Here is a 14,249-nt window from a genome sequence, read left to right on the forward strand (position 1 = left end):
AGCTGGCGCTTGCCACTACCTCCCCCTTGCGGGAGGTCGGACCGAAGGTCCCGGGGGGCGGCGCCGCCCCCAACTCGCTGCTTCGCAGCGACCCTCCCCACGAGGGTAGGGTGAGAGCATCTTACTCGGCCAGCAGTTCGCGCAGCGCCATGCGCTTATAGGCTCCGACCAGCCTGTCGCCCTCCTGCCGCTCGACCGAGATCGCCAGCCGCATGGCGGCCTCGCCCACGTCCGAGCCGTCACGGGCTCCCGGCTGCTTCTTCATGGCGTGGCGGTGAGCATCGCCATCACATGCAAAAAGACCCCTATGCGGGGTCTTTGGACTTGTGACCCTTGCGGTCGGAATGGCCGAGATCGCGATCCGGGTCGATGACATCGCGGACCAGCTGCTTGAGCTTGGCCGCATCCGGGAAACCGCCGTCGCGCTTGCGGTCCCAGACCAGCACGTCATTGCAGGAAATGGTGAAGATGCCGCTGGTGCCGGGCACCAGCGTTACTTCGCCGAGATCCGTGCCGAAGGTGGAGAGCAGTTCCTGCGCCATCCAGCCGGCGCGCAACAGCCACTGGCACTGCGTGCAATAGGTGATGCGAATGATGGGCAACCGCTCTTCGATTGCGCCGGACTGAATGTCGCTCATGCCTGGCTGAGCTTCGCTCATGCCGCGCTGAGCTTGGCCATCGTCTCGTCGTCGACCTCGAAATTGGCGTAGACGCTCTGGACGTCGTCGTCATCCTCGAGCGTGGCGACCAGCTTCATCAGCGATTGTGCCCGCTCCTCGTCGACCGGAACATTGTTCTGCGGCTTCCAGATCGGCTTCACCGATTCAGCCTCGCCGAGCGCGCCTTCCAACGCCTTCGACACCTCACCGAGATTTTCGAAGGCGCAATAGATCGTGTGGCCTTCCTCGTCGGACTGCACGTCGTCGGCGCCGGCTTCGATCGCCGCGTCCATCACCTTCTCGGCGTCACCGACCGATGCCGGGTAATAGATCTCACCGGCACGGTCCCACATGAACGACACCGAGCCGGTTTCGCCCATCGCCCCGCCGGCCTTGGTGAAGGCGGCGCGGACATTCGACGCCGAGCGGTTGCGGTTGTCGGTCAGGGCCTCGACAATGACGGCGACACCGCCCGGACCATAGCCCTCGTAGCGCACGGCTTCGTAGTTCTCGGCATCGCCCATCGAGGCCTTGTTGATGGCGCGCTGGATGTTGTCCTTCGGCATCGACACCGCCTTGGCGTTCTGCACGGCAAGGCGCAGGCGCGGGTTCATCGATGGATCGGGCGTGCCGCTCTTGGCGGCAACGGTGATTTCGCGCGCCAGCTTGGAAAACATTTTCGACCGCACCGCGTCCTGACGGCCCTTGCGGTGCATGATGTTCTTGAACTGTGAATGGCCAGCCATGGCACCCCTGTCGTGTTCGGCTAGAGCATCCCGCAGCAAGGCAGATCACCTCGCCTTTTGCAAAATGCTCTAATTCAAAATTTCAGAACGTCCTTGATGCGTCCGAGGACGTATGGCGCTCTCTGTCGGAATGGCCGGCTTATAGATAAATCGGCTCAATTCGTCCAGCCGCAGCGATTGCACCTTGAACGAGGCATCCCAGGCCACGCAGTTGCGACGGTCCGAGGAAATAGCGGGAATCAATGCCCGTCGCCGGACTTCGCCTTCCTGCGCTGTCGCGCCAGCATGTTGAGCCCCTCGACCAGCGCCGAGAAACCCATGGCCGCGTATATGTAGCCCTTGGGCACGTGATAGCCCATGCCGTCGGCGATCAGCGTCATGCCGATCATCAAAAGGAAGCCCAGCGCCAGCATGACAATGCTCGGATTCTTGGCAATGAAGTCCGCCAGTGGCCCCGCCGCCAGCATCATCACGCTGACCGCGACGATCACAGCTATATACATGATGGCGATCTCATCGGTCATGCCGACGGCGGTGATGATCGAATCGATCGAGAAGACGAGGTCGAGCAGCAGGATCTGGAGGATCGCGCCGGCAAGGCCGATCTGCAGCGTCTCGCCCAGCATCGTATCCCTGTGGTCGTCGGGATCGACCGAATGATGGATTTCCTTGGTCGCCTTCCAGACCAGGAACAGGCCGCCGGCGATCAGGATCAGGTCGCGCCAGGAAAAACCGTGGCCGAACGCAGTGAATACCGGCATCGTCAGCTGGACGATGACCGAGATGGTGGCCAGCAGCACCAGCCGCATGACCAGCGCCGCCGAGATGCCGAGCCGGCGGGCTCGGGCGCGTTGCGCCTCCGGCAGTTTGTTGGTCAGGATCGAGATGAAGATCAGATTGTCGATGCCGAGCACGATCTCAAGCACCACCAGCGTCAGCAGCGCGACCCAGGCCGTCGGGTCGGAAACGAATTGAAAATGCGGCGCGAAAAATTCGATAAGCTGCATGGAGGTCGTTGTCCCCTCTTGTAACGATCTAGAGCAGTGTCGCCGGCAATTAGGTACTGCACACGCCTATATCAATGTCATGACCAGAAGGACGGCGCGGTTTCCTCCAGCCGCGGGCCGCGACGAAACGGCGCGATCTTCTCGGCCAGCCCGGTGCGGTCGGAAATATCAACGCCGACGCCGCACAATGTCGCCGGTCCGGTCGCTGCCTCGAAACGCCCTTTCGGCACCTTCGACAGGAACCGGTTGAGCGGTTCCTCCTTGTCCATGCCAAGCGATGAATCGTAATCGCCGCACATGCCGGCGTCGGAGATGTAGCCGGTACCGCCATTGAGGATCTGGTGATCGCCGGTCGGCTGGTGCGTGTGGGTGCCGACGACAAGGCTGGCGCGGCCATCGACGAAATGCGCGAAGCACATCTTTTCAGACGTTGCCTCGGCGTGGAAGTCGATGACCACGGCATCCGCCTGCTCGCCGAGCGGACAGGCGGCAAGCTCGCGCTCCCCGGCCTGGAACGGATCGTCGAGCTCGGGATGCATGAACACCCTGCCCATGATGTTGGCGACCAGCACGCGCGCGCCGCTCCTGGCGATGTAGACGCCGGAGCCGCGCCCGGGCGTGCCCTTGGGAAAATTGGACGGCCGCAGGAACCGCTCTTCGCGCGGCGCAAAGGCCAGGGCGTCGCGCTGGTCCCAGACGTGGTTGCCGGTGGTGACGACATCGGCGCCGGCCGCGATCGTCTCGCGAAAGATCTCTTCGGTGATGCCGAAGCCGCCGGCGGCATTCTCGCCGTTGACGATGACGAAATCGAGCCTGAAGTCCGAGATCAATCCAGGCAATTGCTCCCACACCGCCGTGCGGCCCGTTTTTCCCACCATGTCACCGAGGAAGAGAAGTCTCATATGATCCCGCACCGAAGGTCAACGAAGCAAAAGCTGCATGACGTCTGCGAAAAGATCATGCGTCCATTTATCTACAATTTTGGCGCGAAGCGGCGCAACCCGCTCTCGGTGAGTATTTCCGGAATGATGACGTCGTGGTCCTCATCCGGCACCAGCGCCACCTCCTGGCAGTCGAAGGCGATGCCGATCAATCGTGGTGGCTTTCCCTTGTCGACCAGCTTGGCGATTGCGCGGTCATAATAGCCGGCGCCGTAGCCAATGCGGTGGCCGCGCGGATCGAAGGCGGCGAGCGGCACCAGCATCACCGAGGGGTCGAGCACCTCGGCTTCTTCGTGCGGGCCGACCGTGCCGAAGCCCATCTCGACCATCGGCGCGCCGCGCACCAGTTCGCGAAAGACGATGGTGGTCTTGTCGAGGATGGCTGGCAGGCAAAGCCTCGCCCCCTTCTCGCGCAAGGCGAACATCAGCGGCCGGACGTCCACTTCCGATCGCATCGGCCAGAAGCCGGAGACGATCTGGCCCGGCTCGACATCGAGGTGATCGCGCGCCGTCTCGGCCATTTCAAGCGCGATCTCCACCCGCCACAACGCATCAAGCGCGTTACGGCGCCCGAGTGCCTCACGGCGAAGCTGCTTTTTCAATTCCTTGGGAGAGGTCATGCGGCCAGTATAGAAAAGGTCGGATCTGGAGGGAGTCTTGGCAGCGGCGTTTTCCACCGCGCCATCCACCGAAATGCGTGGATGCCTTGAAATAAGTGACGATCCACACAACCGGTGGAGAGAGCGATCCCGGGTGCCTACAAAGTAGGTGGGCGCCGTGTGAGAAAACCCACGGGTCTTCCCAGGGACAGCTCCCTAAGGATCGTTAAGGCCCCGGGGAAAATGTTCTCCTGCCGGGAAGCACAGACCGTCATCCCCAATATAGGCCGATGGCAGCCCAAGCGCCAGAGAGATGGCATTCTTTCCGTGCTGGTTCACGCCGTCGCCGCAGCCAACCCCACCCTTGCGCGGACCGGGCCGCCTCCTTACGGTCGCCAGGAGTGAACCAGGGAGCGAAAATGCGTTTCGAAGGCACGGCGGCCTATGTCGCCGACAAGGATCTGATGGTGGCGGTCAACGCGGCGATCGCGCTGGAGCGGCCCTTGCTGGTCAAGGGCGAGCCCGGCACCGGCAAGACGGAACTTGCCAGGCAAGTCGCGGCGGCCCTTGGCCTCGATCTGATCGAATGGCACGTCAAGTCGACCACAAGGGCGCAGCAGGGGCTTTACGAATATGACGCCGTCTCGCGGCTGCGCGACAGCCAGCTTGGCGATGTCAGGTTCAACGACATCAGGAATTACATCAAGCGCGGAAAATTGTGGGAGGCGTTCGCCGCCGGCAAGAAGGTCGTGCTTCTGATCGACGAGATCGACAAGGCCGACATCGAGTTCCCCAACGACCTGTTGCAGGAACTCGATCGGATGGAGTTCTTCGTCTACGAGACCGGCGAGACCATCCGCGCGGCCGTCAGGCCGATCGTCATCATCACCTCCAACAACGAGAAGGAGCTGCCGGACGCCTTCCTGCGCCGCTGCTTCTTCCACTACATCCGCTTTCCCGACGTCGACACGCTGCACAGGATCGTCGACGTGCACTATCCCGGCATCAAGCAGAGCCTGGTGCGTGCGGCCCTCACCCAGTTCTACGAAATCCGCGACGTGCCCGGCCTGAAGAAGAAGCCGTCGACCTCCGAAGCGCTCGACTGGATAAGGCTGCTGGTCGCCGACGACATCGCGCCGGAGGACCTGCGCGCCGACCCGAAGAACGCCTTGCCCAAGCTGCATGGCGCGCTGCTGAAGAACGAGCAGGACGTGCATCTGTTCGAACGGCTGGCCTTCATGGCGCGAAGGCAGGGGTAGCGCTTTTCCCTGCTGTGGACCGTTGCCGGCAGTCGAACAGGGAGGCAGCTTCGGCCAGAACCCCCGGAGGAAATGAAATGACCGATATCATCGTCCGCCCGCTTGCGCAGTCCGACCATGCCGACTGGCGCCGCCTGTGGACCGACTACCTCACCTTCTACGAAACCAAGCTGCCGGAAGAGGTCTACGCCGTCACCTGGAAGCGGCTGTTCACGGCGGGTGAGTTCGAGCCGAAGGGTTTCATCGCCACCCTCGACGGCAAGGCTGTCGGCCTCACCCACTATCTCTACCACCGCTCCTGCTGGGCGGAGCAGAACAACTGCTACCTGCAGGACCTGTTCGCCGACCCCACCGTGCGCGGCAAGGGCATCGGTGCGGCGCTGATCGAGGCCGTGAAGCAGGAAGCCGCCAGCATTGGCGTCAAGAACGTCTACTGGATGACGCACGAGACCAACGCGACGGCGCGCAAGCTCTACGATTATGTCGCGCGGCGAACCGGCTTCATCGAGTATGACCTGTTGTAGATAGGCCATGTTCATCCCGTTCTTCCTCGAGTTGAAGGCCGCGCGCGTTCCCGTTTCGCTGCGGGAATATCTGTCGCTGCTTGAGGGGCTGGAAGCCGGGCTGGTCGACTATGACGTCGAGGGTTTTTATTACCTCGCCCGCACCGCGCTGGTGAAGGACGAGCGCCATATCGATCGCTTCGACCAGGTGTTCGCGCATGTCTTCAAGGGCATTGAGGCGCTGAGCGGACCGAATGCGGTCGACGTCGCCAATATTCCCGAGGAATGGCTGCGCCGGCTCGCCGAAAAGCACCTGACCGAGGAGGAGAAAAAACTGGTCGAGGCACTGGGCGGCTTCGAGAAGCTGATGGAGACCTTGAAGCAGCGGCTCGAGGAGCAGAAGGGCCGCCACCAGGGCGGCTCGAAATGGGTCGGCACCGGCGGCACCTCGCCCTTCGGCGCCTATGGCTACAACCCCGAAGGCGTGCGCATCGGCCAGCATGAAAGCCGCAACCGCCGCGCGGTGAAGGTCTGGGACAAGCGCGAGTTCAGGAATTTCGACGACGCCGTCGAGCTTGGCACGCGCAACATCAAGATCGCGCTGAAGCGCCTGCGCCGCTGGGTGCGCGAGGGCGCCGAGGAGGAATTCGACCTGCCCGGCACCATCCACGCCACCGCCGAGCACGGCTACCTCGACGTGCGCACGCGGCCCGAACGGCGCAATGCCGTGAAGCTCCTGATGTTCTTCGATGTCGGCGGCTCGATGGACGATCACATCAAAAGCGTCGAGGAGCTGTTTTCGGCCGCCCGCGCCGAATTCCGCCAGCTCGAATATTTCTACTTCCACAACTGCCTCTACGAAGGCGTGTGGAAGGACAATCGCCGCCGCCATGCCGAGGTGATTCCGACCTTCGACCTCCTCCACAAATACGGCCCGGACTACAAGGTGATCGTCGTCGGCGATGCCTCGATGAGCCCTTACGAGATTGCCCACCCCGGCGGCTCGGTCGAGCACTGGAATCCGGAGGCCGGAGCCGTCTGGCTCGGCCGCCTGCTGCAGCAATGGCCGAACGCGGTGTGGCTCAACCCGGAAAACGAGAAGAACTGGGGCTTTACCCATTCCATCACTATCATCCGTGACATCTTCGGCGGGCGCATGTTCCCGCTGACGCTGGCAGGGCTCGAGGGCGCGACGAAGCAGCTTTCAAGGAAGCACTAGCCAGGGTGTCGATACTGGCCAGATCTGTAACAAATGCCTATCTTGGTGCGAATATGAGGTTGCAATCAACAACGAGCCGGCAAGGCTGAGGAGATCAAATGGATACCCACACCTACCCCGTGACCCGCACCGACGCCGAATGGCGCGCCCGGCTGACGCCGGAGCAATATGCGGTCATGCGCGGCCACGGCACCGAGCGGCCGGGAAGCTGCGCTTTGCTCTACGAGAAGCGCGCCGGCACCTTTTCCTGCGTCGGCTGCGACCAGCCGCTGTTCGAATCCAAGCTGAAGTTCGAGAGCGGCACCGGCTGGCCGAGTTTCAACGACCCGGTCCCCGGCTCGGTCGAAAACACCGTCGACCGCAGCTACGGCATGGTGCGTACCGAATGCCATTGCGCCCGCTGCGGCAGCCATCTCGGCCACGTCTTCGAGGACGGCCCGCCGCCGACCGGCCTGCGCTATTGCATCAACGGCGTGGCTTTGAAATTCGAGCCGGCCGCCTGAGCTGCAGGCCCGATTGGCAGGTTTTTTGGAAAGGCGGCTTTGGCCGCCTTTTTCATTGGCCGGACAATTGAGTGCCCCGGTCAGAACACGATCGTCAGGATCAGCCACAGCGCGGCACCGGGCATCATCATTGAAGCCTTGGTGCCGCCAATTTTCTCGGCGGTCCGCCAGACGGCCGACATCAGGAAGATGTTGTAGGGCACCGGCGCGAAATGCACCGCCAGGACAGCCTCGAGCGGCTGCTTCAATGCAAGCAGGATGAGCGCCGCCACCGACGATGCAATGCTGATCGCCGTGCCGACGAGCACCATGTCGCGCCAGAACAGCCGGTCGAGCGGCACCTGGCCAAGCCAGCGCGAGCGGAAGAAATCCGCCAGCACCAGATATCTACCCCTGTCCCAGGACTTCGGTGACGGCGCGCTGGATGCGCGAACATTCGGTCACCAGCCAGTCGGTCATGGCCGGCCAGTTGTCCTCGGCAAAGCAGTTCACCCGCCACATCGAATTGATGCCGAGGCCCTCGCAGCTTTGTTCCGGCCTGAGCTTCAGCCTGTCTTCGATCGCCGGCTGGAACGGCTTCAACCGCGACCAGGCTTGCGTGGCACCGAACTTCTCGTTGCGGCCGAAGAAGACGCCGACATGGTTCTGCGCCGGCGCGACATACATGGAAAGGACCAATGCGAAGTCGGGCATCCCGCGCTGCCAGAACCAGGGTCCGCGCCTCGCCATCAGAGCCCTTTCCTTGGGATGACGTTCGTCGAACAGCGTCCAGAAGCCGCGATGGCGGAATTCAGAAGCGCGGCGGGCGCCGAAGTCGAATTCGCTCATGGTTCGATGCCCGTTCCAGCATCACTCCCAGGCTGGCTGTTGCCGGCCTCTCGGAGACTGTTTCGAAATTCGCTCTGGCGAGTCATATGGTGGTGGTTTCGAGAACCGGAGCGCAGCGGACTTTCGGGTCTGTGAGCACCGGAAGCGCAGAAAACGCCATCAGATGGCCGCCGGAGTAGAATTTCCAGACAGTCTCTTACACCATGCCGAGCGCGGCCTTGTAGAGATCGAGGATGGTTTCCTCCTCCTGGCGCTCGGCCTGATCCTTCTTGCGCAGCCGGATGATCGTGCGCATCGCCTTGGTGTCGAAGCCGGTGCCCTTGGCCTCGGCGAACACTTCCTTGATGTCGTCGGAGATGGTCTTCTTCTCTTCCTCGAGCCGCTCTATGCGTTCGATGAAGGCACGCAGCTGGCCGGCGGCAACAGTCTGGCTGGTCTCGGTGATATCGTCGGCCATGTCTTTCTCCACATCGTTTCCACGCCGCGACTCGGAAAGCATGCGGCGGCTGATTTCAGCGGTTCGATGCCCGACCGTGGGCGGCGGGTCAAGCCGTTATCGACGCGGCATGAAAGGTTGCCGCCAGGTGCGGACAACCCAGGCTCGACAGCCGTTTCTTTCACCCGAAAGCGATCAGCAGATCCTTGGCATCGATCTGGTCGCCGGCCTTGACCAGCACCTCGGCGACCGTGCCGTCGCGCTCGGCATGCAGCGCCGTTTCCATCTTCATCGCTTCGATGGAAAGCAGCACGTCGCCGGCCTTCACCGTCTGGCCGGCGGCAACCGAAAGCGCCGAGACGACGCCCGGCATCGGCGCGCCGACATGCGCCTCGTTGCCGGGCTCGGCCTTGCGGCGGGCCTTGGCGGCGGACGCGCCATGCGCCCTGTCCGGCACCTTGACGCGACGCGGCTGGCCGTTGAGCTCGAAGAACACGGTGACCATGCCCTTGTCGTCGACGTCGCCGATCGCCAGACAGCGCACCACCAGCGTCTTGCCCTTCTCGATGTCGACGAAAATCTCGTCTTCCGGCTTCATGCCGTAGAAATAGGTCGGCGTCGGCAGCACGCTGACCGGGCCATAGGTTTCCTGCGCTCCGGCGAAGTCGGAAAACACCTTCGGATACATCAGCCACGAGGCGAATTCGAACTCGCTGAGCTTGCGTTCGAGCTTGTCCTCGATCTCCTTGCGGCTGGCCTTGAGATCGGCTGCCTTGAGCAGCGAACCCGGCCGCGCCGTGATCGGCTTGTCGCCCTTCAGCGCCTTCTTCTGCAGCGCTTGCGGCCAGCCGCCGGGCGACTGGCCGAGATCGCCGCGCAGCATCGAGACGACCGAGTCCGGGAAGGCAATGTCCCTGGCCGGATTCTCGACATCGGCAACGGTCAGGTCCTGGCTGACCATCATCAGCGCCATGTCGCCGACAACCTTGGACGACGGCGTCACCTTGACGATGTCGCCGAACATCAGATTGACGTCGTGATAGGTCTGCGCCACCTCGTGCCAGCGCGTCTCCAGCCCAAGCGAGCGCGCCTGCTCCTTGAGGTTGGTGAACTGCCCGCCCGGCATTTCGTGCAGATAGACTTCCGAGGCAGGCCCCTTGAGGTCGCTTTCGAAGGCAGCATACTGGTTGCGCACCGCTTCCCAGTAGAACGAGATTTTCCTGATCCACTGCGGGTCGAGGCCTGGATCGCGCTCGGTGCCCTTGAGCGCCTCGACGATGGAGCCGAGGCAAGGCTGCGATGTGTTGCCGGAGAAGGCATCCATCGCCGCGTCGATGGCGTCGACGCCGCTCTCCACCGCCGCCAGCACCGTCGCCGCCGACAGGCCCGACGTGTCGTGGGTGTGGAAATGGATCGGCAGGTCGGTCGCCTCGCGCAGCGCCTTGAACAGCACCCGCGCCGCGGCCGGCTTCAACAGGCCGGCCATGTCCTTGACCGCGATGATGTGCGCGCCGGCGGCCTGCAACTCCTTGGCCAGCCCGACATAATATTTCAGGTCGTACTTGGCCCGCGCCGGATCGAGAATGTCGCCGGTGTAGCAGATCGCCGCTTCGATCAGCTTGCCCTCGGCGCCGACCGCGTCCATGGCGACGCGCATGTTCTCGACCCAGTTCAGGCAGTCGAAGACACGGAACAGGTCGATGCCGCCGGCAGCCGCCTGGCGGACGAAATGCTGCACGACATTGTCGGGATAGTTGGTATAGCCGACGCCATTGGCGCCGCGCAGCAGCATCTGCAGCAACAGGTTGGGGGCTGCCTCGCGCACCAGCGACAGCCGCTCCCACGGGTCTTCGGTGAGGAAGCGCATGGCGACGTCGAACGTGGCGCCGCCCCAGCATTCGAGCGACAGCAGCTGCGGCAGGGCGCGTGCATAGGTGCCGGCGATGCCGGCGATGTCATGCGTGCGCACGCGCGTCGCCAGCAGCGACTGATGACCGTCGCGCATTGTCGTGTCGGTGACCAGCACCTCCTTGCGATCGCGCATCCAGGCAGCGAATTTCTCCGGTCCCAGCACATCCAGCTTCTGCTTGCTGCCGGTTGGCACGTTGCCGTTGAGGTAGGGCACGATCGGAGCCGCAGCATCGGCCTTCGGTTGCGGCCGGCCACGCGTCTCGGGATGACCGTTGACCGACACGTCGGCCAGATAGTTGATGAGCTTGGTGGCGCGGTCCTGGCGCTTGACCTGCTGGAACAGCTCCGGCGTCGTGTCGATGAACTTTGTCGTGTAGGAATTGTCGGCGAAGCTCGGGTGATTGATGATCGCTTCGAGGAAGGTCAGGTTGGTGGCGACGCCGCGGATGCGGAACTCGCGCAGCGCCCGGTTCATGCGGGCGATGGTTTCGGCCGGCGTCGGCGCCCAGGCCGTCACCTTCTCCAGCAGCGGATCGTAGAAGCGGGTGATGACCGCGCCGGAATAGGCGGTGCCGCCATCGAGGCGGATGCCGAAGCCCGTCGCGCCGCGATAGGCGGTGATACGGCCATAGTCCGGGATGAAATTGTGCTCGGGGTCTTCCGTGGTGATGCGGCACTGCAGGGCATGGCCGTTCAGCCGGATGTCCTTCTGCGCCGGGACGCCAGAGTCCGGAGTGCCGATGGCAAAGCCGTCGAGGATGTGGATCTGCGCCTTGACGATGTCGATGCCGGTCACCTGCTCGGTGACGGTGTGTTCGACCTGGATGCGGGGATTGACCTCGATGAAATAGAATTTGCCGCTGTCGGCATCCTGCAGGAACTCGACCGTGCCGGCGCCGATATAGCTGGTCTCGCGGGCGATCTTCAGCGCATGGCCGCAAAGCTCTTCGCGTTGCGACATTTCGAGATAGGGCGCCGGCGCGCGCTCGACGACCTTCTGGTTGCGGCGCTGGATCGAGCAGTCGCGCTCGAACAGGTGCACGACATTGCCATGCGTGTCGCCAAGCACCTGGACCTCGACATGGCGGGCGCGCTCGATGAGCTTTTCGAGATAGACCTCATCCTTGCCGAAGGCGGCTTTCGCCTCGCGCTTGCCTTCCATGACCTCGCGGGCAAGATCGGCTTCGGAGCGGATGGCGCGCATGCCGCGCCCGCCGCCGCCCCACGATGCCTTCAGCATCACCGGATAGCCGATCTCCTTGGCCAGTTTCTTGACCGTGTCCATGTCGTCCGGCAACGGGTCGGTGGCGGGGATCACCGGCACGCCGACCTCGATGGCGAGATTGCGCGCCGCGACCTTGTTGCCGAGCCGGCGCATCGTGTCCGGCTTCGGTCCGATGAAGGTGATGCCGGCTTCGGCACAGGCCTCGGCGAATTCAGGGCTTTCCGACAGAAGCCCGTAGCCCGGATGGATGGCATCGGCGCCCGAAAGCCTGGCGACGCGGATCACTTCCTCGATCGACAGATAGCTTTCGATCGGCCCCATGTCCCTGGCCAGATGTGGCCCACGCCCGACCTGGTAGCTTTCGTCGGCCTTGAAGCGGTGCAGCGAGTATTTGTCCTCCTCGGCCCAGATCGCCACGGTTTTGAGGCCAAGCTCGTTGGCCGCGCGAAAGACGCGAATGGCGATTTCGGACCGGTTGGCGACAAGGATCTTCGTGATGGCCAAGGACTGGGCTCCAGCAGCGGAAGGGAAGAGAAATCGGCGCCATGATTAGCGCGAAAATGCTGCAGTGCAAACAAAATCCATGCGGATTTAAACCGATTTAAATCGATTCTTTGCAGCAACGCCGGCCGCATTCGCGCAAACGCGCAAGAAAGCGCCTGCATTGCCGATCAGGCCAAGATCATTTTCCGGCTAACGGCAGCCCTCGGCGGCTTGCCGCCGGCGTCCCGGAGAAAGACGCCCAAAAGAAAAATGCCCGACGCGTAGCGCCGGGCATTTTCCGATTTCAGGCGTTTGTCGGCTTATTGTTCGAAGTAGGTGTACTTGCCGTCGTCACCCTTCTTCCAGGTGTAGAGGACGTAGTCGGGGCGGGTGATGTCGCCCTTCGCGTCATAGCCGATGTCGCCGATGGCGGTCTTCCAGGGGCCACTCGCCTTGATCTCTGCTGCAACCTTCTGCGCGTCGTCGGCCGAGCCGACCTTGGCGGCGGCGGCGGCGACGATCTGCATGGCGGCGTAAGAGTAGAGCGTATAGGCTTCAGGCTCGAAACCGGCTGCACGGAACTTCTCGACGAGTTCCTTGGCGTTCGGGTTCTTGCGCGGATCGGGAGCGAACGTCATCAGCGTGCCGTTGACAGCGTCACCGGCGATCGAGGCCAGCTCGTTCGACACGATGCCGTCGCCCGACATGAACTGGGCCTTGAGGCCCTGGTCAGCGAGCTGGCGCATGATCAGGCCGGCTTCCGTATGCAGGCCACCGTAGTAGACGACGGTGACGCCGGCTTCCTTCATCTTGGCGATGAGGGCCGAGAAGTCCTTGTCGCCGACATTGATGCCTTCATACATGGCTTCCTTCAAACCGTCGGCGTTGAGCGCCTTCTTGGTTTCGTCGGCGAGGCCCTGGCCGTAAGGCGTCTTGTCGTGGACGACGGCGATCTTGCCGTCCTTGAAGTTCTTCGCGAGATAGTCGCCGGCAACCTTGCCCTGCTGGTCGTCGCGTCCGCAGGTGCGGAACGTGTTCCACAGGCCGCGCTCGGTCAGTTGCGGGTTGGTCGCCGAAGGCGTGATGACGAGAATGCCGTTCTCGGCATAGACTTCCGACGCCGGAATGGTGACGCCCGAGTTGAAGTGGCCGATGACATACTTGACGCCGTCGGCGACGAACTTGTTGGCGACCGAGATGCCCTGCTTCGGATCCGAAACGTCGTCACCGACTTCGAGCTTGATCTGCTGGCCGTTGATGCCGCCCGCCGCGTTGATGTCGGCGGCAGCCTGCTCGGCGCCCTTCTGCAGCTGCGCGCCGAAGGCTGCGTTCGGGCCGGTGATCGGACCGGCAACGCCGATCAGAATGTCAGCCCACGCGCTGCCGCTGAACGCGACAAGCGCGGTCAGTGCGACGGCGGACAAGAGTGACTTTTTCATATAAACGCTCCCATTTACGGAGTGGGCGTGGATGATACTTTCATGCGATGCCCACCCTTATCGCAGAAAGCACAGTTTGCCGATTTTCAGGCACTTGTCACGCCGATTCATCCCCGAAACGGCGTTAATCATGAACGTCAACCTTTCGGCTTCCAGCTCAAAAGCGATGCTCTTTCATAGAGCCAATTATACTGCGTAACCATCTGGTTGGTGCGCGTGTATTGATAGCCGATGAACCCAAGTATCATCAGCACGATGGTGTCGACGATGTAGTAATGCAGCGAGAACATCGTGCCGCCGAACAGCGCGTGATGGATGAAACGTATGCCGATGCCGAGGCCCAGCATATAGGCGAACAGTTGCGCGAAACTGCGCCATGTCTGGGCGCTGGCCTTGCCCGTCATCCACGCCGCCCAGCCGCCAAGCAGACAGGTGACGAAGAAGAACTGCCAGATCGAGGGTTCCTCGTAGAGAATGCCCTGCATGATTGA

At 62.8% G+C, this 14,249-nt stretch carries 15 protein-coding genes, 1 other RNA gene and 1 pseudogene; 4 read left to right on the forward strand and 13 right to left on the reverse strand.

The window, feature by feature from the left end; genetic code table 11:
• Positions 1-121 precede the first annotated feature (121 nt).
• The 7 genes and pseudogenes from OOJ09_RS23935 to ssrS all read right to left on the reverse strand — a co-directional run.
• Positions 122-229: pseudogene (locus OOJ09_RS23935) on the reverse strand (TetR/AcrR family transcriptional regulator); the annotation flags it as partial.
• Positions 230-305: 76 nt separating this feature from the next.
• Positions 306-638 carry a SelT/SelW/SelH family protein gene (locus tag OOJ09_RS23940; RefSeq protein WP_269907570.1) on the reverse strand — a complete coding sequence of 111 codons (333 nt, stop codon included), beginning with the start codon at positions 636-638 and terminating at the stop codon, positions 306-308.
• A 17-nt stretch (positions 639-655) separates the two neighbouring features.
• Positions 656-1,405 carry a YebC/PmpR family DNA-binding transcriptional regulator gene (locus tag OOJ09_RS23945; RefSeq protein ID WP_256752761.1) on the reverse strand — a complete coding sequence of 250 codons (750 nt, stop codon included), beginning with the start codon at positions 1,403-1,405 and terminating at the stop codon, positions 656-658.
• Between the two features lie 239 nt (positions 1,406-1,644).
• Positions 1,645-2,412, reverse strand: a complete 768-nt coding sequence (locus OOJ09_RS23950) for a TerC family protein (RefSeq protein ID WP_269907571.1) — start codon at positions 2,410-2,412, stop codon at positions 1,645-1,647.
• A 77-nt stretch (positions 2,413-2,489) separates the two neighbouring features.
• On the reverse strand, positions 2,490-3,314 hold the full coding sequence (locus OOJ09_RS23955; protein ID WP_091578833.1) for a TIGR00282 family metallophosphoesterase: 825 nt from the start codon (positions 3,312-3,314) through the stop codon (positions 2,490-2,492).
• Positions 3,315-3,385: 71 nt separating this feature from the next.
• Positions 3,386-3,973, reverse strand: coding sequence for a 5-formyltetrahydrofolate cyclo-ligase (locus tag OOJ09_RS23960; RefSeq protein WP_269907617.1), 588 nt, complete (start codon positions 3,971-3,973; stop codon positions 3,386-3,388).
• A gap of 96 nt (positions 3,974-4,069) precedes the next feature.
• Positions 4,070-4,225, reverse strand: a non-coding RNA gene (gene ssrS, locus OOJ09_RS23965) — 6S RNA.
• A gap of 146 nt (positions 4,226-4,371) precedes the next feature.
• On the opposite strand from ssrS, the gene OOJ09_RS23970 reads away from it, so the two are divergent.
• The 4 genes from OOJ09_RS23970 to msrB all read left to right on the forward strand — a co-directional run bounded on the left by OOJ09_RS23970 (position 4,372) and on the right by msrB (position 7,436).
• Complete coding sequence (locus OOJ09_RS23970; protein WP_269907572.1) at positions 4,372-5,211, forward strand: AAA family ATPase; 840 nt, start codon at positions 4,372-4,374, stop codon at positions 5,209-5,211.
• Positions 5,212-5,288: 77 nt separating this feature from the next.
• Entirely contained in the window at positions 5,289-5,735 is a 447-nt protein-coding gene (locus OOJ09_RS23975) for a GNAT family N-acetyltransferase (protein ID WP_269907573.1), read from the forward strand.
• A gap of 7 nt (positions 5,736-5,742) precedes the next feature.
• Complete coding sequence (locus OOJ09_RS23980) at positions 5,743-6,933, forward strand: vWA domain-containing protein (RefSeq protein WP_269907574.1); 1,191 nt, start codon at positions 5,743-5,745, stop codon at positions 6,931-6,933.
• 98 nt (positions 6,934-7,031) lie between these two features.
• A complete protein-coding gene (gene msrB / locus OOJ09_RS23985; RefSeq protein ID WP_013529102.1) occupies positions 7,032-7,436 on the forward strand; it encodes a peptide-methionine (R)-S-oxide reductase MsrB in 405 nt (134 codons plus the stop codon).
• Positions 7,437-7,516: 80 nt separating this feature from the next.
• Here the strand turns inward: msrB and OOJ09_RS23990 are convergent, their stop codons facing one another.
• The 6 genes from OOJ09_RS23990 to OOJ09_RS24015 all read right to left on the reverse strand — a co-directional run bounded on the left by OOJ09_RS23990 (position 7,517) and on the right by OOJ09_RS24015 (position 14,243).
• Entirely contained in the window at positions 7,517-7,816 is a 300-nt protein-coding gene (locus tag OOJ09_RS23990; protein WP_269907575.1) for a hypothetical protein, read from the reverse strand.
• A 7-nt stretch (positions 7,817-7,823) separates the two neighbouring features.
• Positions 7,824-8,264, reverse strand: a complete 441-nt coding sequence (locus OOJ09_RS23995; RefSeq protein WP_269907576.1) for a hypothetical protein — start codon at positions 8,262-8,264, stop codon at positions 7,824-7,826.
• Positions 8,265-8,460: 196 nt separating this feature from the next.
• Positions 8,461-8,721 carry a DUF2312 domain-containing protein gene (locus OOJ09_RS24000; protein ID WP_027027312.1) on the reverse strand — a complete coding sequence of 87 codons (261 nt, stop codon included), beginning with the start codon at positions 8,719-8,721 and terminating at the stop codon, positions 8,461-8,463.
• A gap of 160 nt (positions 8,722-8,881) precedes the next feature.
• Positions 8,882-12,340 carry a pyruvate carboxylase gene (pyc, locus tag OOJ09_RS24005; RefSeq protein WP_269907577.1) on the reverse strand — a complete coding sequence of 1,153 codons (3,459 nt, stop codon included), beginning with the start codon at positions 12,338-12,340 and terminating at the stop codon, positions 8,882-8,884.
• A 299-nt stretch (positions 12,341-12,639) separates the two neighbouring features.
• Complete coding sequence (locus OOJ09_RS24010) at positions 12,640-13,758, reverse strand: branched-chain amino acid ABC transporter substrate-binding protein (RefSeq protein WP_269907578.1); 1,119 nt, start codon at positions 13,756-13,758, stop codon at positions 12,640-12,642.
• Between the two features lie 137 nt (positions 13,759-13,895).
• Entirely contained in the window at positions 13,896-14,243 is a 348-nt protein-coding gene (locus OOJ09_RS24015; protein ID WP_269907579.1) for a DUF6867 family protein, read from the reverse strand.
• Positions 14,244-14,249 lie beyond the last annotated feature (6 nt).

This window comes from Mesorhizobium qingshengii (assembly GCF_027563465.1).
Classification (GTDB): domain Bacteria; phylum Pseudomonadota; class Alphaproteobacteria; order Rhizobiales; family Rhizobiaceae; genus Mesorhizobium; species Mesorhizobium qingshengii_A.